We start from the raw sequence: 25,437 nt of genomic DNA, 5'->3' as shown, positions 1-25,437 counted from the left end.
AGAATTCAGTGACTATGTTAACTGGTATAACAAGCTTCGAATCCATGGAACACTAGGTTATGTAAGCCCCATTGACTACAAACAATCGTCCCTTAAAAAAGCTGTTTGATTTAATGTTGACAATCCAATGTTTCTTTTTGTCGCTGTTAGGCATCAGTATCAGGACTGCATCAGGAATGTCAGAGCTTTGTATTTCCCCTAAGTGTAAAAAATCATTGTGTATATGTTATGTACAGGACTCTCCCTCCTCTCCTACCCCTAGTCCCCCTATGTATCCCCCTTTGAGCCTTGATTGACAAAAATTAAATATTATGCTAATAACACTTATTTATTTGTATGTCAATGTTAATTAATTACATCAGATTGTACAGCATCAGGACAGCAAGCATAACTATCTTATCAGTCTGTTCTGCTGAGGCTTTGTCTCTTACAGCTCAGGCAATAGTTATTACTTACATCATTATTACTGTACATTACAGCTAAGACTAAGCAGTCTCAGCTAAATATCATAGCAGTAATAGAATAGGCTTTGGCTCAGTCTTATCTATGCTTATATTGTCACTGTAACTAGTACAGTATCATGCTGTATCATAGTCTCAAAAGGAGGTGTTAAAGGTAAATATTGTGAAAAGATAGACATACTCTTAACAGCAGTAGCTCATCCTGTCTCATATCCCTGTATCAAAAGTATTAACCCTATCCCTGTACAAATAGTAGTCCTACCTGCTGTAAAAAGAAGGGTACTCCTACCTGTAAAGATACTCCCTCCTAGCTGTACAATAGCCCTATGCTACTAATAGCAGACCTCCCTATATTACTGTTATTCGCTCAGTATGTATGTTCCTCTTAGGCTATTAGGGCATAGTCCTCAGATTGCTCAGGATGCTCTCTAAGAGCTGTTAGCCTACCCTTGATAAATGTTACTACCCTGAGAACAAAAGAGCTGATGCTTTGTATAATCCCTGTTAAACAGTACAGGCTAATCAGTACCCTCCTGCTGTGTAAATAATGTTCCCTACCTTGTATAGTCTCACTACCCTACCCACAGCAGAGAGGCAAGGGCTGAGGCATAGCTATAAAAGCAGATGTTACAAGGGATAAGGCTGTGTTATCCTAACTGCCCTACTGATTTCTAACTGAGAGGAAGGGTATACATCATGCAGGACTCATGGATATTTTTACAGTACATTTCCTCCCTGCATCTGACTGTATTATCACTGTTTTTCTATACAATATCAGCATATATAAAGCCTCCTGACTGCCTCAAAACAGCCTTAAAATACCTCCTATTGTTATCCTAACTTGTACAATCACTATCCTTTGTACCAATTTCTTGTACCTAACATATAGCTTATAACTGTATTTAACTGTATATATAACTGTTATGTACCTACCTACTATCCAGTATCCTTATAGTCCTCCTGACAGTATTCTATAGCCTAATTGACTGATACCCTCCCCCTATCATTTACAGCCTCCCTACAGACAAAAAAAAAGACCTGCCCTACCTACAGAACTAACTGCAAGTAAGACAGGTCAAATGGAGTTAATGTACAGCAATACAGATTAGAAAAAATATAAAGCTTGATACATTAGAGCTGATATTAAACAGAGATTGAAAGGAGAAGTAAGGAGAGTCTACTGGACAGAGTTACATAGTAAGTCTGCTGTAGCAAACTGCTCCTTAAATTGAAAACTAACATCAGCAAATAAGCCAACTACAACTTATAAGGACTGTTTAAGAGGTATTACCCCCTTAACTACTATACCTACAGCTACACAACTGCAATTCAAGTCCCTTAACAGTTTATAACAGTAATTATAGTCCTAGCAGAGCTAGTCCTAGAGTCTGCCTATGGCATCCTCAAAACATACTTATAAAAGAGTAGAGAGAGTATTAGAGCTTTATACAACAGAGCTGATACTAAGGCTTTACCAACTGCTCTAACTGCCTCCTACAGTCCTCCTGACTGTCTTAACTGCTATAAGGGCTGAGATATTGTAAAGATAAGAAACTGTTATGATTATTCCCTTTGTTGTAATGGAGGTTGCTCCTGAGCCTATGCTCAAGATATAAGATAAAACTTTTGAGGTTAAAGTGTGTCAATCCCTTGCAGAAGTAAGGCTGATGGCACTTTTTTTCATGTTCATAAAATACCCCCATTAAGCCCTGTTTATGTTCACAAAATACCCCCTATTAAATTAGCTACTCTAGCAATCCTTACAGCCTCAAGGCTTTAGGGCTTTTTTGCTTGTGTTTAGTTAGCTGTTTTGCCCTCCTATAATGTCACAGTTATAAATTTGATTCCTAATATAGATAGTAGAGGGACAAATAAAAAAATCTTACGATCTTGCTCTCCATACTTGTTAACCAATAGTCGCAGCTGTGTATATAAGTGACCATCCAAAAGAGCTAATTTAAGAGGCTCTTTGACAAATAAAACACTTATAAAAATATGGAGGTATGGAGCAATGAGTGAGGTTAAAGGAACTGAGTTTGTAAATTTGGAGACTGGTGAGATAAAGGAGTTTGCTTATGCCAGGACAGTAGAACAAGAAAAAGCATTTCAAGAGAAAAAGAAAAGGGAGGACAGCAGAAAGAAAGCTAAAGCATTCACCTTTTCAGATATGGACAATGCTAGGGAGGCTATAGAGATGCTAACAACAATAGAGCTAGGTTACTACCTTGTATTACAGACCTATGTGAGATATGAGGACAATGCTTTAGTAAAGTCCACTCATAATCCTGTACCAATGAATAGGGGAGATATTGGAGAGGTCTTAGGTATTAACAATAGGAGTCATGTTAAAAAACACATAGATAACTTTTTAGCTAAAGGGCTAATGCAGGTCAAAACAGTAGAGGCCAAAGGGAAACAGGTTGAGGCATTTGTTATCAATTCAAAATATCATTTCAAAGGCACAACTAAAAACAAGAAAGTAGTTAAGACATTCTCTGAGCAGATTAGAAAGCTCTACAATGACAGCAAGAAAAAGAGAAAGCCTGCTGATATGGGGTTTTTATATCTAATCCTGCCTTATATCCACTATGAGAATAACATCCTTTGCTCTAATCCTTTTGAGGTTAATCCTGAGAGCATTGAGGCTTTATCTATTGCAGATATTTGTGAGATTACAGGACTAGATAAGAAGAATGTACAGGCTAAAATCAACTCTCTTACATGGGATGGGATGTCAGTCTTTGCAAAGGTATTAAAGGGCAGGAAAACACATCTAAAAGTTAATCCATTTGTCTTTTACAGGAAAGATGGAGAGCCTGATAAGTCATTACAAGCAGATTTCTTAATCAGAGGGAAATAAGGAGGAGTAAACAAATGAGCAAGCAGATTAAAGCAGACTACACAGTATCAGAGGGAGCTTACAAGGTATTAGCTTTCCTTGCTAAATATAAGTTTTATGTAGGAGAGCCAACTGTAATAGATGGCAAAGCCTTAAAGGAGTTTATTGAGGAGGATGTAAAAGCATCCATCTTGGAGCTAGTGAACAATGGAACTATAGAGCTGATTGATGTAGATAGCACAGAGAAAACAATCACTCTCAAACTGTTAAGAGGAGCAGAGATTTTAGTAATGCCTCTGCCTCCTTCCTACAGGTCTTAAAAAGTAAAAAAAGTTTTAAAAGGTGACATATGTGCTTTAGATGTGTTCACTCAGATGCATATATAAGAGAACAGGGAGACAGAGTTTTAAACCTGCTCTGTCCCTTCCCTAAATACAGATTAGAAAACATATAAAAGAGCAGAGGAGTTAAAGAGAATGGCAGATAATTTACAACTAATTGAGCAGTACATTAAAGACAAAGCTCCTGATACAGAGCTAGATATAGTCCTTTGCATGGCAGAGGTAAAAGCTAAGTACAATGCAGTACAGAATGATACAGCTAAGTACTTTGGTATCTCTGAGAGGACTTTAAAGAACTACAAGGCAAAGTATAAAGCAGAGTTTGAGGCAAGACTTGAGGAGTCTATGGCAGAGGAAGTTAATGAGCTTGCAGGTATCAATCCTAATCAGTTTGTATCTGAAGAACAAACAGATAAATTCTTTAGGGTTATGTATGAGAAAGCAGTAAGCCCTCAAGGAACTGCAAGAGACAGAGAGTTATACATGGAGGCTACTGGACTATATGGCAGAGATTACTTTCACTTACAGTCAGTAAAAGCTAATACTCTCAGATGGTTTATCAAGCAAAACTTAGGAAAGATTGGGCAGTACATGGATACTAAAGAGCTAGGGATTATGCTCCAATCATCTCCATATTTGTACAGTGGAGACAAAGAGTCAGCAGGTAATACTGAGAGGTTTATTGATAAGAGCCTACAGGATGAGAGTTTTAAATTAGAGCTGATGATGGCAGGTCTTGCTTTCTACAGCTTATATAATGGCACACAGCATCCAGACTTAGAGCTGATGCAGACAGTAGTTAAACTGGACAGGCTTGAGCAGAACATCAAAGAGCCTATGAATATGGATGAGGTTAAAGACTTTGCTAAAGGTGAGGACATTGTTAAGGATGCTCCTAAAGCAAAGGATGTAGATAAGACTAAGATTGAGGCTTTATTGCAGGAGCTTGATGGACTTACAAGCAGTATTCCTAAAGCTAATGATGTTAAGGCATCTGATTATAGTGAGGCTACTAACAAGATTAAAAACATTGTCAGGACTCCTAAGCTACCTGAGATAGAGGCTGTAGAGGCTAAAGTAACTGAGCATTATGAGGAGCTACAGGTACTCCTTACAGCAGAGGAAAAAGCTAGAGCATGGATGAGACAAACAACTAATAAAACTAAAGGAGATATGTAAAGATGGAAAACAAAAGAGCAGAGTACACAGTAGGAATGGACAGCAAGATTAAGGAGATGGAGACAGCTTTAGAGGCTGTAAGAGCTAAGTTTGATGGGCTAGAGGAACTTAAAGAAGTAGGAGCAGAGGAATTGGCTTTACTACAGGCTAGAAAGGCTCAACTTAAAGAAGATATGCAACTAGCTACAAACCTAAAGGATGCTAAGCAGATTATGCAACAAGTTGAGGAGATTGAGAAAGACATTGAGTTACAATCAGCAATTAACAATGGACAAGCTGTTAAGTTTGCTAAAGAGCTAGAGGAGCAGTTTAAAGCATTCTTTGCAGTCCATGCAGGAGCTAAAACAGTCTTTTCTGTAATTGATAAGGAGTATGTAGAAACAATGTCTATCAGGACTGTAGAGGAGGATGTTGCTAAGATGAGTGGCATTGCAAGCAAGTTAAATGTAGCTTTCTCTGAGGCTAATGCTTTGCTGATTGATGCAGGCATTGTACCTCAAGGAACTAGGATTTATAACAATATCCATCTAGGGCAACAAGTAATGCTTTCTAAAACTAGAGACCTGAAAAGGGAAATGGAACAGCTTAAAAGAAAGCTGAGCATCTAAGTAGCAACAGTTAGGAGACCTGAGGAGAGAGATGAGGGCAACAACTAACATCAGCTAAGGAGGTCTCTACCATGATTGTACTAGAAGTCATTGGAGCAGTATTGATAGCAGGTTTTGTTAATAAATATTGCACTAAATAAAAAGCCAACTACAACAAGGCAAGGGAGTAACATCCTGAGCCTTTTTTAAACCAACTACAACTATCAGGAGGATTACAACAATGGATTTTAACAAAGCATATAAAGCCCTATACCTATACCATGAGGAAGGCTACAGCAACTATAAAAAGATTGCAAGTGAGGCAGATATTGAAAGTACTGAGCTTGTAAAGAAAGTCATTGAGGGCAGGTTATTCAAGTCCATACAGGATGAATTTAAGCAGGATACAGCTAGAGGAGACTTTGGCAGGACTTATCCTATTCCTGAGCCTAAAAATCTGTCTGAGACTGAGTATGATGAGCTTAAAGACAGATACCTAAGCAGATTAATGAGCAGTAAAAATACTATTGAGGATATTAGAATTTACTTAATCCTAGATGATGTAGAGCCTAAGCAGGCTACTAAGATGCTGGGTGAGTTGACTGCTATTTACAACTCTATGTATGAGGATATGTTAGATAATAAACTGTTTGCAGTCCTTGATGTACTGAATAAGCCTACTAAGTGGGGAATGGATGCAGAGGGCATCATCATCACTGTTTACCCTCATCCAGTCCTAAGCAATGACTACAAGGTTAAAGGCATAGAGTACAAGTCTTATAAGAGCTATGAGATGCCTGAGTTATTGTTAGATAGATACATTGTTTTGCAGGATGAGATTGATGTTATTGAGGCTAAGTATCAGAAGTCTACTTCTAAGAAAAAGGAAGAGAAAAGAGGCAGAAAGTCTAAGTATTCTGCTGAGCTTATTCAGCAATGGAAAGACTTGAGACAGTCAGGCATGAGCTGTAGGGCTGTATCTGAGCAATACAATGTACCTTATAACATTGTTAGCTATCATACTAACAAGGCTGTTTGATTATGGAGCAAATGAGAGAGGAACTGAGAGAGCTTAGGAAAGACCTTAACAGGCAGATAAAGGCTATAGATAAAGAGCTAAAGCATCTTAAAAGAACAATGGATGTAGAGCCTGTTAAGGAGTCTCAGCACTCTGTTATAACCATTGGCAAAGAGGATACTAAGGCTAAAAGGATTATACAGACTAAACTTAATCTACTGAGGAAAGTAGTAAATAACTTACAGAGCAAATAGGGGAGGACTAAGGATAATGTTTAATCAGGAGCAGATGGGACAGTTTTTAAAGCAAGGTCTTAAAGTCAATGAGGCACAGCAGGAGGCTAAAAGCTCAGGGCTTACTAAGATTATGGAGGCTTTGAACAAAGAGGCAAGCAAGGAGAAAGATAAAGAGGCAGAGGGTTAATATGCTGTCTCTTTTTTATTTACTTAGGATGTCACAGCAGGAGTACAGATTAGAAAATAAACTAGGAGGATTACAATGATTAGATTAAATGAGGAGCAGTTAAGGAACAGGGTAGAGCTTATTAAGGGCTATATGGAACTAGATGGCAGTAGCTACAATCTTTCTACTGGTGAGATAAGAATACAGAGCCTTATAGGAGGAGCTGAATACAGGAAAGCCAGTTTTAACAAGCAGGGCTATGCTTTCTACAATCTCAGGGAAAGAGGCAAAAGCAATACAGTTTACTTGCATCATATTGTAATGATTTTAGCTGATGCAGATGAGTACATTAAACAGATGTCAGAGGGTATGACTATCAATCATATATCAGGAGTAAAAACAGATAACAGGCTGAGCAATCTTGAGTATCTGACAAGTAAAGATAACTTTATTCATGCCTATGTAATGGGACTTACTGAGAAACCTGTAGAGGCTAAAGTTAATGAGTATCAGGCTTATGAGATGCTAGAGAGGTTTTATCAAAGAGGAGAGAGCCTAGAGGAGCTGTCAGAGGCTTTTAACATTCCAGTAAGTACAGTTAAGAGAATTGTTATTGGAAAGGCTCATAATCCTATGTTTGCAATGTTCAAGGCTCTTAACAGGTCTGATATGCCTGAGATAAAAAGAGGAGCATCTAAGCTTACTGCAAGTAGTGTTAGAAACATCCTGCATGATGCTTTTATTGAAAAGATGCCTCAGAGGGCTATTGCCAAAAAATACAATGTCAGCAGGTCTGCTATAGGAATGATTGTTACAGGGCAGAGATGGGCTGATGTATATAAGGAATTTACTGCAACTAGAGAGGAGGTAACAGCATGATTAAAAAGAATGCAGAGGCTAATAAAAGCTCACATAAGAAGGATAAGAGCAAGGCTAAAGGTAAGTCTCCTTTGATGATGATAAGCTCAGGACTTTCAAAGGCACAGGCTGACAAAATGGCTAAACTCAGTAAGTAATATTTTAGAGGAGACTTATTGATTTGAGTAAGCTGTAGCTCACAGGAGATATGAGCTAAGGTTAATACTCTCTAGGTAGATGATATACAACAGCATATTATAGCAATTAGTTACCGAGTGGGAGCTTTGCTCCTGCTCTTTTTGTTGTTGTCACTAAGTTTGTCACAATGTAAAAAACAATTCTAAATACCATTATGTAGGAGTCAGGGTCACAATTTTAAGCATTAGCTCTAATGGTGTTGGTGTAAGGTCATTTTAACAGGGAGAGGATACAGATGGGAAAGACAGCAGAGCTTAAAAAGCCTTATTCTAAGATAGCTGAGATGTTAGGAGAGCCACAGCCTGATAATATTTCAGTTACTGCTAAGGGAGTTATTATATCAGAGATAGGAAAACTTAATGTAGATAAGCTGATTAGAAAAGCCTTGAGCCTATAATGGTTTGAGGATATTTTTTTGTTTATCTAATGACATAAGATTTGTTAACTTGGATACATAGGATGAATCTCATGGCGCTGACATTTCATTTCGTCAACAATTTGGCGGTGAATATGCTCTAAGTAAGGCAGTGTTTGCTTGTTCAGCATCGTTTCCGCTGATACGACAACACCAGCCTCGACCAATGCCCGGCTATTTGTGATGATGTTTTGGAAAAGCTTGCCTCTATGCTCATATGACGGCTTTCTTGCCATCATCGCAAAGCCTCTTTCTGCAAACTCTTCTTCTGTGCCCCAGTTATGGGAGATATGAAGAACATCCAAATAAGGAATAATCGGCTCATAGCGGCCAAGATCAAGAGTCAAGTTAGAGTTTATTTGTGTTTTAACGCCTCTGCTGTGGGCGTATTTAAATAATGGAACAACATAGTTTTCCACAGACCTGCGGCTCATCATCGGCTCACCGCCTGTAATGCTCATAGAGCGAAGATGAGGTATTTCATCAAGTCTTTTCAGCAACAAATCAATTGGCAAGGCGTTCGGGTCCTTCGGCTGAAGGGTGTAGCCGACTGCACAATGCTCACAGCGCATATTACATAATGTTGTGGTTGTAAATTCTATATTGGAGAGGGTCATCCCTCCATGCTGGGTTATATCCATATAAGCTTCCCAAGGGTCGTTCTTAGGATTTACAATCGGATTTTTTTGAGAAATCATGATATTACTCCTTTGAAAAAGTTGCGTATTAAGCATCTGCTTGTTTAAATCTCCAATCATATGGGAAATAGACAAGTATTGATATAAACAAGGGAGATGATCTGATGTCTAATGAAAACAAGGGAAACAGTAAACTATTGGCTGGAATTGTCATCGGCGGTGTCATCGGGACAACATTATCCCTCATGGATCGTACAACAAGGACAAATGCTAAGGTGAAAGTGCAGCAGTGGAAGGATTCTACCAACCAGCTAGTACATGAGCTAAGAGAAAATCCTGCTCAAGTAAAGCAAGATACTAGTGAAAAATTGCATTATTTAAGTGATACAATGCGAGAGGTTATGAATGACAGCCAAACGATGTTTCAGCATATTCAAAACACAATCAATGCAAGAACACAGGATTTAAAGGAAATAGCAGGAGATTTCAAGCAGCTTTACTTTCAATCAAAGCGCCAATATCAGTCTATCCAACATAAATTACAGGAGACAAAGTCCCAGATTGGAATGAACACTAACTCATCCGATGATTCAGAGCTTCTCCCTGTAGTTGCACAAGACCACTCCCTAGTAGTAAGGGAAAAGGCTACCTTATAATTATGATGCGAAACGCACGTATAGTATAGTGTAACATAAAAAAAATCGATCTCGTCACCTATATTACCTGTAGGTGATCTTTTTTTTTCGGAACAAGAATGGTGACAGGTGTAAAAAAAGTGTTATTGTGCAAACATATGTATAGAAGGAAAAAGATTGCCGGAAGCTGATATTTTCGGTACGATGGATAGGAAAGTGAAAGGAGAGATTTTTGTTGGGCACTTCTATTACAAACAAAAATGAACAAGTAGATTTTTTGAAAACGAGATTAAATATGTTTCTTGATGTGTTGGATGCTATTGATCCGGAAGAGGCGGAGCTTGAGGATATCGACCGCTTGATTGAGATGATCGATGATATTGAATCGAAATGTAATGAATTTAAACATAGAGACGAATAATGAGAAAGCTCCGTTAAGGGGCTTTTTTACTTTGTAATTATGAAAACGATTACAAATTACTGTTGCAGACTTATGAGTAAGAGTATAATTTAGAAGGTAGACATGCTTTAAAAAGGGTTGAGGGGGAAAAATAAATGAATATCGAAGCTTTAAGGACAAGCATATATCAATTGATTGAAGAAACATCTACAAATCTGCCGAAGGATGTCCGCCGCGCCATCAAATCAGCAGCGCAAAGGGAAAGTGCTGGAACGAGGTCGGCGATGAGCCTTGAAACAATTCAAGAGAACATCGGGATGGCCGATATGGAAGTGTCACCAATTTGTCAGGATACAGGGCTTCCAACATTTAAAATTAAGACACCTGTTGGCACAAACCAACTGGAAATAAAGGCAGTAATTCATGAATGCATAGAATTGGCAACACAAAAAGGCAAGCTTCGTCCTAATTCTGTAGATTCGCTTCATGGAGTAAACAGTGGCAATAATTTAGGAGCAGGAACACCTGTCATTAAATTTGAGCAGTGGGAAAAGGATTACATAGATATAGGATTAATCTTAAAAGGCGGCGGTTGTGAAAACAAAAATATTCAATACAGTTTGCCTTGTGAGCTTGATGGGCTAGGAAGAGCTGGCAGGGACTTGGATGGCATTCGCAAATGTATTCTCCACTCTGTTTATCAAGCACAAGGACAAGGCTGCAGTGCCGGCTTTATTGGTGTGGGAATAGGCGGAGACCGTTCAAGCGGATATGATTTAGCAAAGGAACAGCTTTTCCGGACTGTTGACGATGTTAATGAAAATGCGGAGCTTGCAGAGCTGGAAGCATATATCATGGAAAATGCAAATAAGCTTGGAATCGGTACAATGGGGTTTGGCGGTGAAACGACTTTGCTTGGCTGCAAAATTGGGGTGATGAATCGCATTCCTGCAAGCTTTTTCGTATCTGTTGCATATAATTGCTGGGCATTTCGCAGATTAGGAATAAAGCTTGATGCGAATACAGGCAGCATTATTGCATGGAAGTACCAGGATGGAGAGAAAATCACCTTCGCCGGCAAAGTAAATTCAGCTGAAGAGGATACAGTCATTACGCTTCATGCACCAATCTCTGAGGAGGAAATTCGTCGGCTGAAGGTCGGTGATGTTGTTGAAATCAGCGGAATGATGTATACCGGCAGAGATGCTATTCATAAATACTTAAGCACAAACGATTCTCCTGTTGATTTAAATGGACAAGTTATCTACCATTGCGGGCCAGTAATGCTTAAAGATGATGAAGACATATGGCATGTGAAAGCGGCAGGACCAACAACGAGCATTCGTGAGGAGCCATATCAAGGGGATATTATGAAGAAATTCGGCATCCGCGCTGTCATGGGTAAAGGCGGGATGGGAACCAAAACCTTAAATGCTTTAGCAGAGCATGGCGGTGTCTACTTAAATGCAATTGGCGGTGCAGCCCAGTATTATGCTGATTGCATAAAGGCAGTTAAAGGAGTGGACCTTATGCAATTTGGTATCCCAGAAGCAATGTGGCATTTGCAGGTGGAAGGCTTCCGTGCCGTTGTGACTATGGATTCTCATGGCAATTCCCTGCATGAGGATATTGAAAAATCATCACTAGAAAAGCTCACTCAGTTTAAAGAACCTGTTTATAAATGATTGTTTAATTTACCAATCATTTTTCCCTGCTTCTAACAAATAATAAGTTTAGATTTGTTAAAAGGAGGGAGAAAGGTGAAGCAGTATAAATTAATTTCGGCCTTTTTCGTTATGTTTCTGCTCATTCAGCATCCAGTATTGGCGAACGTTTCCAACCAGCCACAGCATTGGGGCTTCAAAAAATCAAGCAATGAGCAGCCGGCAGAAGCAGGGCAGCCGCTTGATGAGCTATTAGGAAAATATGGAGCATATTATAAGGACAGTCCTGATGAAAAGGTCTTGTACCTGACATTTGATAATGGTTATGAAAATGGCTATACAGGAAAAATCCTTGATGTACTGAAAAAAGAAAAGGTTCCGGCCACTTTTTTTGTGACAGGACATTATTTGCAAAGTGCCACAGATTTAGTGAAACGAATGGCTGACGAAGGTCATATAATTGGAAATCATTCCTATCATCACCCAGACTTTACACAAGTTTCTGATCAAAGACTGAAGGAAGAGCTAGAGAAGGTTGCGAAAGAAACAGAAGCGATAACTGGAAAAAAAGGCATGAAATACTTACGGCCGCCCCGCGGTATTTTCAGTGAGCGGACATTGATGCTCGGCAAGGAGCTGGGATATACACAGGTGTTTTGGTCACTTGCGTTTGTCGATTGGAAAACAGATCAGCAAAGAGGCTGGCAATACAGCTATGATAATATCATGAAGCAGGCCCATCCAGGCTGCATTATGCTCCTTCATACTGTGTCTAAAGATAATGCAGATGCCCTTGAGCAATCAATCAAAGACTTGAAGAAAAGAGGCTATACATTCAAAAGCCTTGATGATTTTATGGCAAAGCAGAAGAAATAAACTAACAAGCCCATTTTGCTGTGGGCTTGTTTTCTTTTTGTAAAAGTATAGGGTGTTTCATAGAACTTCCACATATATCCATGCTATAATAGTGGAAAACAGAACAGGTGATTCTATTGCGTATTGTCCCGGTTTCAGGTCCATATAATTTTGATCTTGTGTTAAGCCGCTTAGCGTTAGACCCATTACATCAAGTAGATGCCACAGAAAGATCCGTAAAGGTGCCTATTGGTTTAGGAAATGAAAAAATTGTTGCCAAGGTGAAAGCAATTGGTACAACGGAAGGACCAGTCTTCCAGCTAGAAGGAATACCAATAAAGCATGAAGAGGGAGTTATTCGAGAGCTTACAAGGATTTTTCAGTGGGAAAGCTCACTTATTGATGTTCATGAGCATTTTCAAGGGACAGAATTGAAGGAGCTCTTTAACAGTCATTTCGGAACACCACTTGTGCTCGATTTTCATCCATATAATTGTCTCGTAAAATGCATCATCCATCAGCAGCTTAATATTAAATTTGCGTATACCTTAACAGAAAGATTTGTGAAAGCATACGGAACAGAAGTTAACGGGGCATGGTTTTACCCGAGTCCTGATCGTGTTGCAGCACTAACAGTAGAGGAATTGAGAGAGCTGCAATTCAGCACAAGAAAAGCAGAATATATTATTGATATATCGAAGGAAATTGCTGAAGGCAGGCTTAGCTTAGAGAGCCTTTATGATAGAACAGATGAAGAGATTATGAAGGAATTAATCGTCTACAGAGGAATTGGCCAATGGACGATTCAGAATGTGCTTTTATTCGGACTTGGACGGCAGAATTTATTCCCGATTGCAGATATCGGCATCCAAAATGCATTAAAGAAACTGCTTGGACTTGATGCAAAGCCGACAAAAGAAGAGATGGAGCATTTAATCCCAGCTTGGGAGCCCTACTTAAGCTATGCTTCCCTTTACTTATGGCGCAGCATTGAATAAATCCATGAAACCAATATGTATGCCTATACGTCTATAAATTAGGATACAAACATATGATTGCAGCACATTTATTGTGCAATTTGGGAATATATTATATAAATGAAGTGAAAAAAATCTTGTGAAAAATGGAGACCCTTTATGAAGTATGGAGGAAAAGCGCTAATCAATGGCGTAAAGTTTCAGTCTGATGATGTCAAAGTAATCTCAGTCCGTAAAAATGGCGAAATCAAGACGACACACCAAATTAAAGCGAAAGAGGAAGAAGTCGATGACTTTGATATCGACAAGTATTTGCAGAAAGTTCCCATTGTAAGAGGCATGTGGTTTTTTATCCGAACATTCCTTGATACATGGAAGTCCTTTATATCACTGTTTGTTTTTGGATTTTTATTTCTTTTTGTCATGTCCAAAGGAAGCTGGTCGATAGGAAATTTCAGTGCAGCGGAGATCGAAATAGCTGTTATCATATTTATCATCTTATACTTAATGATCTTCAAGCTCACACCGCTCGGTAAATACCACGCAGCAGAACATATGGCTGCCAATTGCTTTAATAAAAACGAGGAGCTTACACTAGAAAATGTAAAAAGTCAGTCCCGTATAAGTGAAGCCTGCCACTTAAATCTGGTGATTTTTATTAGCCTTATCAGTTTAATTGTTTGGCTTATTCCGTATTCGACTCAAATAGATGGAATTGTGGTCCTTTTCGTAGTTCTGTCCCTTGCTTACGAGCTGTACATTATCCGTAATAAGCATGTTAAAAAGGTTCTGACCCCGATTTATTATATTGGCTACGGTTTACAATATCTTTTATTTACAGCAAGACCTGCAGCAGAGCATCTTGAAACAGCTATCCGGTCGCTAAAGAAAATGGCTGCCCTTCAGGAAAGCATTGACAAGGAGACAGCTGCAAAAAAGTCCGCAAGTGTGACATTTCATCCTGCTAAATAAGGAGTAGAACAGCTCAAGGGTTTGAGCTGTTCTTTTTATTGAAGATGCTTGCCTTTGTCGTATGTGTTGTTGCCGTCATCATATCTGCCAATAAAGACAGTTTTTTTGTTTCTATAGATGAACTCATAACGTAATCCCTGTTCATCCTTGAATACAACGGTGACATAATAATGGCCCGATTTATTGTCATACGAAGGCATTATGCTTTTCATTTCCTCTTCCTTTTCTCCCGTATCCTTCAAATATTGTAATACTTCCTGCTTTGATTTCTTTTCCATCCAAGTAAATCCATGCCATTCTCCATATGTATAAACGGAAATACCACCGATTGCCAACAGCATAGTGAAAATCCATATTGATTTTTTTATCATGTGACATCACTCCTTTTTTTGTGTAATTTTACATCTTAAAGGTATTTTTGTCTATTTAGTGAATGGTGATATGAAAGAAAGTTCTATTTACAGAAAATTCATTCGTATATGTGACATGTTAATTTTTATGAATATGTGCATACAATTAATTTATGTATATTGACATGTACGTATATGTGTAATACGATAATCAAAGTTATGAAAGTGTTTACATAGTTGGTAGGACAAGAGGGGATGTGCTTTCGTAGCCAACAAATAGAGAACCGTTTTGGCTGTATGGACAGGAGCATGGATATATATTTATGCCTTGTGTACAAGGAACAGGTATATGCTGCTTTCGTAAAGCTGACACGGCAGGGAGGAATGGCGCAATGAAAAGGAATGTATCTCAACGTTTATTGATGTTTTTCTTAGCAGTTGTTCTTGTAATTCCGCAGTATCTTTTGAGTAATGATACAACAGTAGTCAAGGCAGCAGCAGACCCGGTCTATAAAAGGGCTTCTGTCCATGACCCGTCTGTAATTGAGGCAGATGGCCAGTTCTATGTTTTTGGTTCGCATCTTGCTGCCGCAAAAACAAAGGATTTCATGCAATGGGAGCAAATCTCCTCAAGCGTGTCTGCAGACAATCAGCTATTTGAAAATGTTCTCGAGGAGTTGAAGGAAACATTTGATTGGGCAGAGTCTGATACACTGTGGGCAGCAGATGTTATCCAGCTCGAGGATGGAAAATATTATATGTACTATAATGCCTGTAAAGGAGATTCCCCACGATCAGCACTTGGTGTTGCTGTTTCAGATAGTGTTGACGGACCATATAAGGATCAAGGTATTATCTTGAAATCAGGCATGTGGGATGAAGAGAGTGAGGACGGCACCATTTATGATGCAACAAAGCATCCAAATGCCGTTGATCCTGATGTATTCTTCGATAAAAATGGTAAGCTGTGGATGGTGTACGGATCGTACTCTGGCGGGATTTTCATCCTGGAAATGGACCCGAAAACAGGCAAGCAGCTGCCAAATCAAGGCTACGGGAAAAAGCTGCTTGGCGGCAACCACAGCCGGATTGAAGGTGCATATATCCAGTACAGCAAGGAAACAGATTATTATTATATGTACTTGTCATTCGGCGGGTTAGATTCGACTGGCGGCTACAATATGAGGGTTGTCCGCTCGAAAACTCCAGATGGACCGTATTATGATGCCGCAGGCAATGATATGACAAATGTTAAGGCAGACCCGACATTGCCGTTGTTTGACGACAAGTCGATTGAGCCATACGGTGTAAAGCTGATGGGCAGCTATTTGTTTAAACGAGAGGTAGGCGAAAGCGGGACAGGCATTGGCACAGGCTATGTATCGCCAGGACATAATTCGGTTTATTATGATGAAAGCACAGATGAGCAATACTTGATATTCCATACTCGTTTCCCAGAAAGAGGGGAACAGCATGAAATCCGAGTTCATAAAATGTATATGAATGAAGCTGGATGGCCAGTTGTATCTCCATATGAGTATGCCGGAGAAAGCTTGCAGGATGTAGCGGCTGCAGACATTACAGGAGACTATAAATTTATTAACCATGGCAAGGATATTTCTGCAGAAATCAAAAAATCTGTGCTGATTAGCTTGAACAGTGACGGAACTATCAGCGGTGAAGTATCTGGAACATGGAAGGAAAAAGGTTCTAATAAAGCAGAGCTTACCATCGACGGCAAGGTGTATAATAGCGTGTTTGTAAGCCAGTGGGACCCAACATCGAAAACCAATGTGCTGACATTTACAGCTACATCAAGTGAAGGTGTATCGGTCTGGGGAAGCAAAGCAGAAAGCAAAACAGATGAGGAAATTGTCGAGGCAGTTAAGAGTGGCCTTGAATTGGGCGATACAACAGCAGTTATCAGTAACTTGAAGCTTATAACAGAAGGCTTACGCGGTGCACAAATTAGCTGGAGCTCCTCTAATCTCGATGTTGTCACAAATGACGGCAAGGTAATAAGGCCGACTAATGGAGCAGCAGCAACGGTGACATTGACAGCAACAATAACAAAGGGTGAAGCTGTCGCAGAGAAAACCTTTGAGATAACAGTTTTGCCAGAGGAAAAAGGTAAGCTTGCAGCTCATTATGCCTTTGAAGGCAATTTAACAGACAGCACTGGTACACAGGCAGATGGACAGCCGACAGGAAATCTCATTTCTAATACTGGTGGAGCAATTTCCTATACGGAAGGGAAAACGGGCCAGGGGGCAATTTTTGACGGAGTATCGGGAGTTCTTTTACCGAAAGGTCTTATCTCCAGTAATAAATACAGCGTATCCTTCTGGATTAATCCAGAACAGCTGACCAATTATACGACGGCATTTTTTGGTGCAAAATCAGATGTAAACTGGATCAGCTTTGTTCCGAAAGGCCATGATGGTGTCGGCAATAACAGCATGATCTGGTCGAACAATGATGGCTGGTATGATGCAGATGCAGGCACTCAAATACCAGCTAATGTATGGTCCCATATCGCTTTTACCGTTGATAATGGGGCGCTTAATGTCTATATCAATGGGGAAAAGGCATTCAGCGGCACCGATTTCTTTAATGTCTTCACAGACAAAAATGCCTTGTTTGCACTTGGGGTAAACTATTGGGATATTCCATTTAAAGGGCTTATGGATGAAGTGCTCGTATATGACTCTGTTGCATTAAGTGAGGATACAATCAAAGATTATTACAACACTGGCACAATTCCAGTAGTTTCTGAGCCAGTAAGACCAGCCCTAGATGAGGAAACAGATAACCCTGAGGAAGATGACACAACAAGTCCAGAGGATGGAGCAGGTACTGACAAGCCTGACGACAACAACAGCGGGGAAGATGGCAGTGAGGAAACAGCTGAAAATGAAGAATTGGGCAATGTCACAGATGATAGTGATAAAGATAGTGTCAAAGGCGAAGGGCATGGACTGCCTAATACAGCCACGAACTCTTTCAATTATTTGATGGCAGGTATTGCCATGATTGTTATCGGTGCATGTGCGTTTCTTTTTAAAAGGAAAAGAGCTAGAATAGAATAAGAAGAAAATCCCTCAAAGATTTATTTTTGAGGGATTTTTATTTGGAGGATAGCTGGATTATCCACTAAAGAAGTATTAGTATAAAGGTTGCAGTTTAAACTGATTATAATGAATAAAAAAATAGAAACCTACTTATAGGAGCAATAGAATGAATGATAAAAAGCAAGTAAGCACGGCAAAGTTACAGCAAGGACAAACCTTCCCGCTAACAATTAAAAGACTCGGAATCAATGGCGAGGGTGTCGGCTATTTCAAACGGCAGGTCGTCTTCGTTCAAGGAGCACTTCCGGGCGAAGAGGTAGTCGTGGAAGCGACAAAAATTATGCCGAAGTTTTCAGAGGCAAAGGTAAAGAAAATCCGCAAGGCATCACCATTTCGCGTCAAAGCACCATGCCCGATCTACGAGCAATGCGGCGGCTGCCAGCTTCAGCATTTGGCATATGACCAGCAGCTTAGAGAAAAGCGTGATATTGTCATCCAGTCATTAGAAAGACACACAAAACTAAAAATAGAAAACTTAGATATCCGTCCGACAATCGGTATGGAGGACCCTTGGAATTACCGCAATAAGAGCCAATTCCAAATCGGCCAGCAGAAAAACGGCAAAGTAATCGCAGGCTTGTATGGCATCGACTCCCATCGCCTTGTCCCAATCCAAAACTGTATGGTTCAGCACCCGCTGACAAACAAAGTGTCAGAAGAGGTTCGCAGCATCTTAGAAGAGCTGAATGTACCAATTTACGATGAACGCACACAAAAAGGCATTGTTCGTACAATCGTGACAAGAGCAGGCTTCCAATCAGGAGAAGTACAGGTCGTGTTAATCACAACTCAAAAAGAAGTGCCGCGCAAAAAACAAATCATGGCAGAAATTCAAAGTCGTCTGCCTGAAGTGAAGTCACTTGTGCAAAACATTAACGGCAACAAGACGTCCCTCATTTTTGGTGAAAAGACTATCCATCTAAGAGGAGAAGAGGTTATTCAAGAAACATTAGGTGACTTAAACTTTGAACTGTCAGCCCGTGCCTTCTTCCAGCTTAACCCGACACAAACAATCAAGCTGTACGACGAAGTCAAAAAAGCTGCCAATCTGACAGGCAAAGAAAAAATCGCTGACGCCTACTGCGGTGTCGGAACAATCGGCTTATGGCTGGCTGATGGCGCAAGCGAAGTCCGCGGCATGGACACAATCGATGCAGCCATCATTGATGCAAAAAAAAATGCAGATAAACACGGCATCAAAAACGCCACATACGTAACAGGAACAGCCGAGCACTGGCTCCCAAAATGGGTCGAAGAAGGCTGGCGTCCAGACGTAGTAGTAGTCGACCCGCCAAGAACTGGCTGCGACCAAAAGTTGCTTAATGCCATCAAAAAGGTTAAACCGAAGAAGTTCATTTACGTATCCTGCAATCCGTCGACATTAGCGAAGGATATTGATTATTTGAGCAAGGATTATAAGGTAGAGTATATGCAGCCTGTGGATATGTTCCCGCACACAGCACATGTTGAATGTGTAGTGGAGTTAGTTTTGAAATAATCGTATCACCCGGATTTTTTAAGGAATCCGGGTTTTGCTTATTAATTAAATCAAATTTAGAAGGACAGAGGCACTTTTCATCGAACTGTAATTGTAAGATAAATAATAAAAAGTAAGCCAAAATGAGAAGTTGGGGAGTGGAGCAAGGTGAGTGACAATGTATTCTTTAGAATTGTTCGGTTGTCGCTTATTATTTTAATAATATTGGTTATTGTATATGGTTACTATCTTCACACAAAAGGGGCATTACTGCCTTTTATGATGAAAACTGTTTTACCTAATCTGCTCAAGATAATTAAAGACTATGGAATTGTTATTATTATAGTAATTTCTATTTTTTCATTTGGTTTTTATTGCGGGAAAAGGCATGGGAGTAGATCAGGAAATTCAAGAACTAGATGACGTTACAACATGCTCTATTTATTAATACCAGTAGAGTGACCAAAAAGATAAACCTTTCATGTAAAGGGAACAAAGAGGAGGCTGAGTAGCTTCCTCTTTTTAGTAGGAAACAGAAAACAGGTTTAAACTATATTTTCTTTTGTAGTTTAATAGGGTAATATAACTATTGGTCTTTGTCTAAAACAATTGCTTAAAAATTTATACAAAAGGATTTTTTCTGTAGCTTTTTTATACCAGGGGGAGAACAACTTTTATTTAATAAATATGGAGGAAGGACTTTTCAGATTCCCATTTAGATAGCCTAAGCCTAACTCAAATCTTTACCAAGTCTTCTTTCAATCGTTTACGATGTCAGAGTTTGTGCCAGTCTTTAAAGCTATTTTATAAAATCATGCTTTTAAACCATTCTAAACATACCGAATTAATTAGATATACTATTAATTTGTTCTTCATGGCAAGTGGTTAAGCGGATTAAACTTTTCGACTATGTTAAAGTACATACATAAAAATCCTGTATCTAAATAAATCAGATTAATAATACAGACTTTTTCACTATTATGTGAAAAAGTCTGTATTAAATTACATTAGATTACCTCCTATACTGAAATCAAGAAATAGAAAGTGCTTTCAAAATGATGAGGAGGAATTACTAATGAGTGATACATGGTTAAATCTTGAAGGGAAAGTCGCGATTGTAACAGGTGGAGCCTCTGGCATTGGTTTAGAAATTACAAAGGGACTTTTAAACAACGGAGTTAAAGTTGTCGTTGCTGACTTAAATGGAGAGGAAGGAGCTAGAGAAGATGGTTCTTACTTTCTAAAATGTGATGTAACAAATAAAGAAAGTGTAAACAACACTGTTTCTAAAACAGTTGAACTTTTTGGCACTGTCGATATCTTGGTAAATAATGCGGGAGTAAATCTGCCAAGACTTTTAGTGGATGATAAGGGTGAAAGACCGGAGTATGAATTGAGTGAGCGTGATTTTGACTTTATGGTAGCAGTTAATCAAAAAGGACCTTATCTCTTTGCACAGTCTGCTGCTAAAGAAATGTTAAAGGTAAACAAAGGTGTCATCATTAACGTTTCTTCTGAGGCAGGGCAAGAAGGCTCTGCAGGACAAAGCTGTTATTCTGCTACTAAAGGTGCTGTAATTTCCTTTACACGCGCATGGGCAAAAGAGCTTGGGAAGTTTAACATCCGTGTAGTTGGAATTGCGCCAGGTATTATTGAAACTACAGGATTAAGAACAGATGCGTATAACGAAGCACTAGCGTATACTCGCGGGGTTACGGTAGATGGATTATCCACAGATTACAGTAAATCTATTCCTCTTGGCAGAGAAGGTAAGTTGACAGAAATTGGCGATTTGGTGACTTATTTAGCTTCCGATCGTTCCAGTTATATTACGGGTACAACATTAAATATTTCAGGAGGGAAATCTAGAGGTTAATAGTGAAGTCAGAATGCCTTTGATGAGTGTCACAATACAAGGTTGACTGTCGTTCACTTTAAGTTCCCAAACCTGGTGTTTTTGGCATTCATTTAGCAAAGAGGTGGTAGAGTGTCTGACTTTACATTAGAGGATAAAGTAATTCAGATTATTGAAATATCGCAACAAAGAGAGTATAGCTCTTTAGAGTTTTTAGCAGATGCTTTAGGGGTTGGAACAAGATCGGTCAGAAATTATATCAAGAAAGTAAATGAACAATTAGAAGGTATTGCTTTCTTAGATAACAAAAGAGGCAAAGGGTTTTGGTTATCAATAAAAGATCAATCTAGCTTCAACCTCCTGATGGATCATATAAGTACTAAAAAGGACTCTATTGATTCCTCCAAACGCCGTATTGCTTATATCATTGAAAGGCTTTTGAATAGTGAGGAAATTAATACTTTAGATGAGTTGGCATACGCGATAAATATTGGGCGAACAACACTTGTAAATGAGTTGAAAAAAGCGTCTGTATCATTAGAAGCCTATAATCTAAAAATTTATGGTAAACCCAATACTGGAATGCGGCTGGATGGTGAAGAGCTGGATATACGCTTTTTTATCATTAATAATGTATTTGATATCATGTACAGGTCATACCCATTAGATCTTGATATTGCTGAAGAAATAGCAACTATTGCAGCCCACTATGATTTTGAAACTAGTACGCAAAAGCGATTAATGGAATTTGTAGTAGTAATGCTTGATCGGTTGCTTAAAAATCAGTCATTAAAAAGATTGAAAGAAAGTCATTTGAAGCTTAAAGCTACACATGATTATCAAATTGGTTTGGAGATTGCAAAAGTAATTGAAAGATGTCTTCCAATTACAATTCCAGAGGAAGAAGTTTTATTCATTACCATTCCTATAGCTGGAAGAAGAACTCCAACAAATAATCGTACAATGGAAAGCATTGCTATACCAAGTGAAATTAAGAGATTACTAGAGATGATTGTAGAAAATATCGGATTTAAAAAGGATATTATCGAGGAAAATGAATCATTTTTTACCGACTTGCAATATCATTTGACATTTATGTTAAACAGATTAATGTATGGGTTGCGTATAGAGAATCCGATGTTAATGGATGTAAAGGAAAAGTATCCAGTGGCTTTTCAAATGGCAAAGATTGCAGGTGAAATCATTAAGAATGAATATGACATAGAAGTATCAGAAGATGAACTTGGTTATATTGCGTTCTATTTTGGAGTTTTCATTTCGCAGAGTGAAGTGAAGGTGAAAAGCATTAGAAAAGCAGCAGTCATCTGTGGAACGGGAAGAGGAACAGCTAAATTAGTTTCTAATCAGCTGCAGCGAATCCTTAATAAAGATACGGAATTGAGACTTTTCTCAGAAACAGAAATAACAGAAGATATGTTAAACGATTTTGATATCATTTTTTCTACAGTGAAGCTTTCCGTTGAAACAAGTAAACCACTCATAATAATAAATGAAATCTTTGATGAACAAGCTATTGCCAGGAAGATAGAAGAAGTAGCATATATGCAAGCATTTATGTTAAAAGCCGATTTTAACTCGCATACATCCATACTAAATCATTTAATAAGCAAAGAAAGCTTCTTTCTATTGAATAGTGAGGCCGGCTATCATGAAAGCTTATATATGATGGTAGATGAGTTGATTAAGATAGAACATTTGGATAATGAATTCATGAATCGTCTTAAGGAACGAGAGAAAAAAGGCTCTATGGTATTTGACCGCTTTATTGCAATACCACATACCTTTAATTATAAATCAGATCAAATAGAACTGGCGCTAGGAGTATTCCCTGATACAGTAATCTCTGATGGTAAAGACATTAAACTTATTTTCTTATTAGGCATTCCAGAGAAACAATCTGAAATGACCGAACATCAGCTAGTGAGTGTTTATGATGAAATAATCAGAATAGCAAATGATGAGAAGCTAATTAACGAGCTAGCAAGTGTAGCAAATTATGAGGAAGTATCTGAATGTTTAAAGAAAATTAGCAAGTTTAGTTAAACTAAGTTACAAAAATTTGTAAGCGTTTATTTTAACAGCTAGAGAATTTAATGAGGTGGGGTAAAAAATGTTCTTAGGATTTATTATAATGATCGGTATTGCGTGGTTATTGCAAAGTATTTTTGGTTTTCTACAAATCAAACATTTTAATAGGAAATATAGTGAATTAAGACGCTTAGGGCGTGTAGCCATCGGCAAAAAAACAGGTATGTTTAAAGCTGGTACTGTTGTTATGTTTGCCATTGATAAGCGTAATAACATCTTAAAGGCAGCTAAAATGCAAGGTGTTACTGTGTTTTCCCGAGTGCGAGAACTAAAAGGGTTTGAAGGGAAAAACCTTTTAAAAATTTCAGATGCTGATTACAAAGGTATGAACAAGTTAACAAAGTATGCGATAGAAGATGCTTTAAAAAGCTACGATATTATTGCAAAAGGCGGAGAGTTAAGAGTAAAAAAAGGCTGGATTGATTATCTAATTCCTAAAAAGAGCTGATAGAAAAGGAGAGATTAATAGATGGATATCTTAATTAAAGGTGCAGAAAAATTCATGGACTTGTTCCGACATGGGGGCGAGACATTTATAGGTATGGTAACAGATATTGTTCCCTTATTAATTATGCTGCTTGTTGCAATGAACGCACTTGTCCGTTTGGTTGGGGAAGAGAGAGTAGAAAAGCTGGCGAGAAAGTCTGCAAAAAACCCGTTTACTCGCTATTTTGTATTACCGATTATCGGAACTTTTATTTTAGCTAATCCGATGACATTATCCCTTGGAAAGTTCCTTCCAGAGAAATATAAACCAAGTTATTATGCAGCTGCATCGTATTCATGCCACACTCATAACGGGCTATTCCCACATGTTAATCCAGGAGAGTTGTTTGTTTTCTTAGGTGTTGCGGCTGGTATTACTACTTTAGGATTTGATACTGCTGAATTAGCTCTTCGTTATTTCCTAGTTGGTATTGTAACGAACTTCTTGCGCGGGTGGATCACAGATTATATGACAGCATATGTAGCTAAACAACAAAACGTAAAATTAAAAGATACTGTTAAACTATAAATAAGTGGTGGTGAGCGAAAATGACAACATATCAAGCTATTAAAATAACAAAAGGTTCAGGCGGATTCGGCGGGCCATTAATAATTACACCAACAGAAGAAAAAAATAAGGTTGTTTATATTACAGGTGGAGAGAAACCTGATATTGCAGACAAAATTGCTGAATTAACTGGCTGTGAATTAGTGAATGGGTTTAAAACAAGTGTTCCAGAAACAGAAATGGCATGTGTCATTATTGATTGTGGTGGTACATTACGCTGTGGTCTATATCCACAAAAGCGGATTCCAACAATTAATATAATGCCTACAGGCCAAAGCGGTCCATTGGCGAAACACATTACGGAAGATATTTATGTATCAGGTGTGAAAACAAATAATATCCAGCTTGCAGATGGGGCAGTAATGCAAGCTGAGCATATACCTGCTGAGAAAAAGCCAGAAAAAGAATACAAATATGATTCTAGTAAGAAAATCAGTGAACAACAGAAGCCAAAGGGTTTAATGGCAAGAGTCGGTATGGGCATGGGAAATATCACTAGTGTTTTCTACCAAGCAGGCAGAGATGCTATTGATACAGTAATTAAAACAATCCTTCCATTTATGGCTTTTGTTGCGATGCTAATCGGGATTATCTTAGAAACAGGTATTGGTGATCTTTTTGCAAATATTTTATCACCGTTTATTGGTAGCGTTTGGGGATTAATGGCGATAGCACTTGTTTGTTCATTCCCACTTTTATCACCATTTTTAGGTCCTGGTGCTGTTATTGCTCAAGTAGTAGGAACACTGATTGGCGTGGAAATTGGAAAAGGCAATATTCCGCCACACTTAGCACTTCCAGCGTTATTTGCAATCAACTCCCAAGCTGCGGCAGATTTTGTTCCTGTTGGTTTAGGATTAGCCGAGGCAGAACCTGAAACAGTCGAAGTAGGGGTGCCAGCTGTTCTGTATGGCAGATTTTTGACCGGTGCACCAACCGTATTTATTGCTTGGCTAGCAAGCTTTGGCTTATACGAATAACTATTTAATAAAATATAAACAATCATGAAAACTCACAAATAG

Annotated in this window: 26 protein-coding genes and 1 pseudogene; 25 read left to right on the top strand and 2 right to left on the bottom strand. The window is 38.7% G+C overall.

Features of this window, described 5'->3' with window-relative positions; all coding sequences use genetic code 11:
* From EM808_RS29855 to EM808_RS28785, 11 genes are all read left to right on the top strand, one after another.
* The coding region (locus tag EM808_RS29855; RefSeq protein WP_164849636.1) for an IS3 family transposase at positions 1 to 109 on the top strand (109 nt) is incomplete at its 5' end.
* Between the two features lie 2,363 nt (positions 110 to 2,472).
* On the top strand, positions 2,473 to 3,321 hold the full coding sequence (locus tag EM808_RS24520) for a hypothetical protein (protein ID WP_127741801.1): 849 nt from the start codon (positions 2,473 to 2,475) through the stop codon (positions 3,319 to 3,321).
* 14 nt (positions 3,322 to 3,335) lie between these two features.
* Entirely contained in the window at positions 3,336 to 3,620 is a 285-nt protein-coding gene (locus EM808_RS24515) for a hypothetical protein (protein WP_127741799.1), read from the top strand.
* A 156-nt stretch (positions 3,621 to 3,776) separates the two neighbouring features.
* On the top strand, positions 3,777 to 4,820 hold the full coding sequence (locus EM808_RS24510) for a hypothetical protein (protein ID WP_127741797.1): 1,044 nt from the start codon (positions 3,777 to 3,779) through the stop codon (positions 4,818 to 4,820).
* A 2-nt stretch (positions 4,821 to 4,822) separates the two neighbouring features.
* Positions 4,823 to 5,428, top strand: a complete 606-nt coding sequence (locus EM808_RS24505; RefSeq protein WP_127741795.1) for a hypothetical protein — start codon at positions 4,823 to 4,825, stop codon at positions 5,426 to 5,428.
* 220 nt (positions 5,429 to 5,648) lie between these two features.
* Complete coding sequence (locus tag EM808_RS24500; RefSeq protein ID WP_127741793.1) at positions 5,649 to 6,446, top strand: hypothetical protein; 798 nt, start codon at positions 5,649 to 5,651, stop codon at positions 6,444 to 6,446.
* A 2-nt stretch (positions 6,447 to 6,448) separates the two neighbouring features.
* Entirely contained in the window at positions 6,449 to 6,679 is a 231-nt protein-coding gene (locus tag EM808_RS24495; RefSeq protein WP_127741791.1) for a hypothetical protein, read from the top strand.
* A gap of 16 nt (positions 6,680 to 6,695) precedes the next feature.
* Positions 6,696 to 6,848 carry a hypothetical protein gene (locus EM808_RS28795; protein ID WP_164849777.1) on the top strand — a complete coding sequence of 51 codons (153 nt, stop codon included), beginning with the start codon at positions 6,696 to 6,698 and terminating at the stop codon, positions 6,846 to 6,848.
* A gap of 75 nt (positions 6,849 to 6,923) precedes the next feature.
* The gene (locus tag EM808_RS24490; protein ID WP_127741789.1) at positions 6,924 to 7,706 is read left to right on the top strand and encodes an HNH endonuclease; all 783 of its coding nucleotides are present in this window, start codon (positions 6,924 to 6,926) and stop codon (positions 7,704 to 7,706) included.
* On the top strand, positions 7,703 to 7,843 hold the full coding sequence (locus EM808_RS28790) for a hypothetical protein (RefSeq protein ID WP_164849776.1): 141 nt from the start codon (positions 7,703 to 7,705) through the stop codon (positions 7,841 to 7,843). The genes EM808_RS24490 and EM808_RS28790 overlap by 4 nt, the downstream gene beginning before the upstream one ends.
* A gap of 275 nt (positions 7,844 to 8,118) precedes the next feature.
* Positions 8,119 to 8,280, top strand: coding sequence for a hypothetical protein (locus EM808_RS28785; protein ID WP_164849775.1), 162 nt, complete (start codon positions 8,119 to 8,121; stop codon positions 8,278 to 8,280).
* A gap of 47 nt (positions 8,281 to 8,327) precedes the next feature.
* Here the strand turns inward: EM808_RS28785 and yfkAB are convergent.
* Positions 8,328 to 8,999: pseudogene (gene yfkAB / locus EM808_RS24485) on the bottom strand (radical SAM/CxCxxxxC motif protein YfkAB); the annotation flags it as partial.
* A gap of 101 nt (positions 9,000 to 9,100) precedes the next feature.
* On the opposite strand from yfkAB, the gene EM808_RS24480 reads away from it, so the two are divergent.
* From EM808_RS24480 to EM808_RS24455, 6 genes are all read left to right on the top strand, one after another.
* Positions 9,101 to 9,592 (top strand): YtxH domain-containing protein, encoded by a 492-nt coding sequence (locus EM808_RS24480; protein WP_127741787.1) that lies wholly within the window; start codon positions 9,101 to 9,103, stop codon positions 9,590 to 9,592.
* Positions 9,593 to 9,806: 214 nt separating this feature from the next.
* Positions 9,807 to 9,992 (top strand): SE1561 family protein, encoded by a 186-nt coding sequence (locus EM808_RS24475; RefSeq protein ID WP_127741785.1) that lies wholly within the window; start codon positions 9,807 to 9,809, stop codon positions 9,990 to 9,992.
* A gap of 134 nt (positions 9,993 to 10,126) precedes the next feature.
* Complete coding sequence (locus tag EM808_RS24470) at positions 10,127 to 11,656, top strand: fumarate hydratase (protein WP_127741783.1); 1,530 nt, start codon at positions 10,127 to 10,129, stop codon at positions 11,654 to 11,656.
* Positions 11,657 to 11,767: 111 nt separating this feature from the next.
* A complete protein-coding gene (gene pdaA, locus EM808_RS24465; RefSeq protein WP_127741817.1) occupies positions 11,768 to 12,511 on the top strand; it encodes a delta-lactam-biosynthetic de-N-acetylase in 744 nt (247 codons plus the stop codon).
* A 116-nt stretch (positions 12,512 to 12,627) separates the two neighbouring features.
* Positions 12,628 to 13,488 (top strand): DNA-3-methyladenine glycosylase family protein, encoded by an 861-nt coding sequence (locus tag EM808_RS24460; protein ID WP_127741781.1) that lies wholly within the window; start codon positions 12,628 to 12,630, stop codon positions 13,486 to 13,488.
* Positions 13,489 to 13,626: 138 nt separating this feature from the next.
* A complete protein-coding gene (locus EM808_RS24455) occupies positions 13,627 to 14,439 on the top strand; it encodes a DUF1385 domain-containing protein (protein ID WP_127741779.1) in 813 nt (270 codons plus the stop codon).
* Positions 14,440 to 14,474: 35 nt separating this feature from the next.
* Here EM808_RS24455 and EM808_RS24450 read toward each other — a convergent pair whose 3' ends face one another.
* The gene (locus EM808_RS24450; protein WP_127741777.1) at positions 14,475 to 14,810 is read right to left on the bottom strand and encodes a DUF3139 domain-containing protein; all 336 of its coding nucleotides are present in this window, start codon (positions 14,808 to 14,810) and stop codon (positions 14,475 to 14,477) included.
* Positions 14,811 to 15,181: 371 nt separating this feature from the next.
* Here EM808_RS24450 and EM808_RS29695 point away from each other — a divergent pair, with 371 nt between their 5' ends.
* The 8 genes from EM808_RS29695 to srlE all read left to right on the top strand — a co-directional run bounded on the left by EM808_RS29695 (position 15,182) and on the right by srlE (position 25,395).
* Positions 15,182 to 17,878, top strand: a complete 2,697-nt coding sequence (locus tag EM808_RS29695) for a family 43 glycosylhydrolase (RefSeq protein ID WP_127741775.1) — start codon at positions 15,182 to 15,184, stop codon at positions 17,876 to 17,878.
* A 148-nt stretch (positions 17,879 to 18,026) separates the two neighbouring features.
* Complete coding sequence (gene rlmD, locus EM808_RS24440) at positions 18,027 to 19,418, top strand: 23S rRNA (uracil(1939)-C(5))-methyltransferase RlmD (protein WP_127741773.1); 1,392 nt, start codon at positions 18,027 to 18,029, stop codon at positions 19,416 to 19,418.
* A 147-nt stretch (positions 19,419 to 19,565) separates the two neighbouring features.
* Positions 19,566 to 19,820, top strand: coding sequence for a hypothetical protein (locus tag EM808_RS24435; protein WP_127741771.1), 255 nt, complete (start codon positions 19,566 to 19,568; stop codon positions 19,818 to 19,820).
* A gap of 652 nt (positions 19,821 to 20,472) precedes the next feature.
* Positions 20,473 to 21,273 (top strand): SDR family oxidoreductase, encoded by an 801-nt coding sequence (locus tag EM808_RS24430; protein WP_127741769.1) that lies wholly within the window; start codon positions 20,473 to 20,475, stop codon positions 21,271 to 21,273.
* Positions 21,274 to 21,384: 111 nt separating this feature from the next.
* On the top strand, positions 21,385 to 23,316 hold the full coding sequence (locus EM808_RS24425) for a BglG family transcription antiterminator (protein ID WP_127741767.1): 1,932 nt from the start codon (positions 21,385 to 21,387) through the stop codon (positions 23,314 to 23,316).
* Positions 23,317 to 23,383: 67 nt separating this feature from the next.
* On the top strand, positions 23,384 to 23,809 hold the full coding sequence (locus EM808_RS24420) for a transcriptional regulator GutM (RefSeq protein WP_127741765.1): 426 nt from the start codon (positions 23,384 to 23,386) through the stop codon (positions 23,807 to 23,809).
* 21 nt (positions 23,810 to 23,830) lie between these two features.
* A complete protein-coding gene (gene srlA / locus EM808_RS24415) occupies positions 23,831 to 24,376 on the top strand; it encodes a PTS glucitol/sorbitol transporter subunit IIC (protein WP_127741763.1) in 546 nt (181 codons plus the stop codon).
* A gap of 20 nt (positions 24,377 to 24,396) precedes the next feature.
* Positions 24,397 to 25,395 (top strand): PTS glucitol/sorbitol transporter subunit IIB, encoded by a 999-nt coding sequence (gene srlE / locus EM808_RS24410; protein ID WP_127741761.1) that lies wholly within the window; start codon positions 24,397 to 24,399, stop codon positions 25,393 to 25,395.
* The last annotated feature ends 42 nt before the right edge of the window (positions 25,396 to 25,437 follow it).

Origin of the sequence: Niallia taxi (genome assembly GCF_004005475.1) — a bacterium.
Taxonomy (GTDB): Bacteria; Bacillota; Bacilli; order Bacillales; family Cytobacillaceae; genus Niallia; species Niallia taxi.
The sequence above is the reverse complement of the archived record's forward strand: the minus strand, read 5'-3'. Positions and strand labels throughout refer to the sequence as shown.

Bases quoted from the DNA above. Each gene is read 5' to 3' on its own strand.
- EM808_RS24490 (WP_127741789.1), top strand. From the start codon at position 6,924: ATGATTAGATTAAATGAGGAGCAGTTAAGGAACAGGGTAGAGCTTATT.
- srlE (WP_127741761.1), top strand. From the start codon at position 24,397: ATGACAACATATCAAGCTATTAAAATAACAAAAGGTTCAGGCGGATTC.
- EM808_RS29695 (WP_127741775.1), top strand. From the start codon at position 15,182: ATGAAAAGGAATGTATCTCAACGTTTATTGATGTTTTTCTTAGCAGTT.
- pdaA (WP_127741817.1), top strand. From the start codon at position 11,768: ATGTTTCTGCTCATTCAGCATCCAGTATTGGCGAACGTTTCCAACCAG.
- EM808_RS24420 (WP_127741765.1), top strand. From the start codon at position 23,384: ATGTTCTTAGGATTTATTATAATGATCGGTATTGCGTGGTTATTGCAA.
- EM808_RS24515 (WP_127741799.1), top strand. From the start codon at position 3,336: ATGAGCAAGCAGATTAAAGCAGACTACACAGTATCAGAGGGAGCTTAC.
- srlA (WP_127741763.1), top strand. From the start codon at position 23,831: ATGGATATCTTAATTAAAGGTGCAGAAAAATTCATGGACTTGTTCCGA.
- rlmD (WP_127741773.1), top strand. From the start codon at position 18,027: ATGAATGATAAAAAGCAAGTAAGCACGGCAAAGTTACAGCAAGGACAA.
- EM808_RS28795 (WP_164849777.1), top strand. From the start codon at position 6,696: ATGTTTAATCAGGAGCAGATGGGACAGTTTTTAAAGCAAGGTCTTAAA.
- EM808_RS28785 (WP_164849775.1), top strand. From the start codon at position 8,119: ATGGGAAAGACAGCAGAGCTTAAAAAGCCTTATTCTAAGATAGCTGAG.
- EM808_RS24470 (WP_127741783.1), top strand. From the start codon at position 10,127: ATGAATATCGAAGCTTTAAGGACAAGCATATATCAATTGATTGAAGAA.
- EM808_RS24495 (WP_127741791.1), top strand. From the start codon at position 6,449: ATGGAGCAAATGAGAGAGGAACTGAGAGAGCTTAGGAAAGACCTTAAC.
- EM808_RS24480 (WP_127741787.1), top strand. From the start codon at position 9,101: ATGTCTAATGAAAACAAGGGAAACAGTAAACTATTGGCTGGAATTGTC.
- EM808_RS24455 (WP_127741779.1), top strand. From the start codon at position 13,627: ATGAAGTATGGAGGAAAAGCGCTAATCAATGGCGTAAAGTTTCAGTCT.
- EM808_RS24520 (WP_127741801.1), top strand. From the start codon at position 2,473: ATGAGTGAGGTTAAAGGAACTGAGTTTGTAAATTTGGAGACTGGTGAG.
- EM808_RS24505 (WP_127741795.1), top strand. From the start codon at position 4,823: ATGGAAAACAAAAGAGCAGAGTACACAGTAGGAATGGACAGCAAGATT.
- EM808_RS24450 (WP_127741777.1), bottom strand. From the start codon at position 14,810: ATGATAAAAAAATCAATATGGATTTTCACTATGCTGTTGGCAATCGGT.
- EM808_RS28790 (WP_164849776.1), top strand. From the start codon at position 7,703: ATGATTAAAAAGAATGCAGAGGCTAATAAAAGCTCACATAAGAAGGAT.
- EM808_RS24500 (WP_127741793.1), top strand. From the start codon at position 5,649: ATGGATTTTAACAAAGCATATAAAGCCCTATACCTATACCATGAGGAA.
- EM808_RS24430 (WP_127741769.1), top strand. From the start codon at position 20,473: ATGAGTGATACATGGTTAAATCTTGAAGGGAAAGTCGCGATTGTAACA.
- EM808_RS24510 (WP_127741797.1), top strand. From the start codon at position 3,777: ATGGCAGATAATTTACAACTAATTGAGCAGTACATTAAAGACAAAGCT.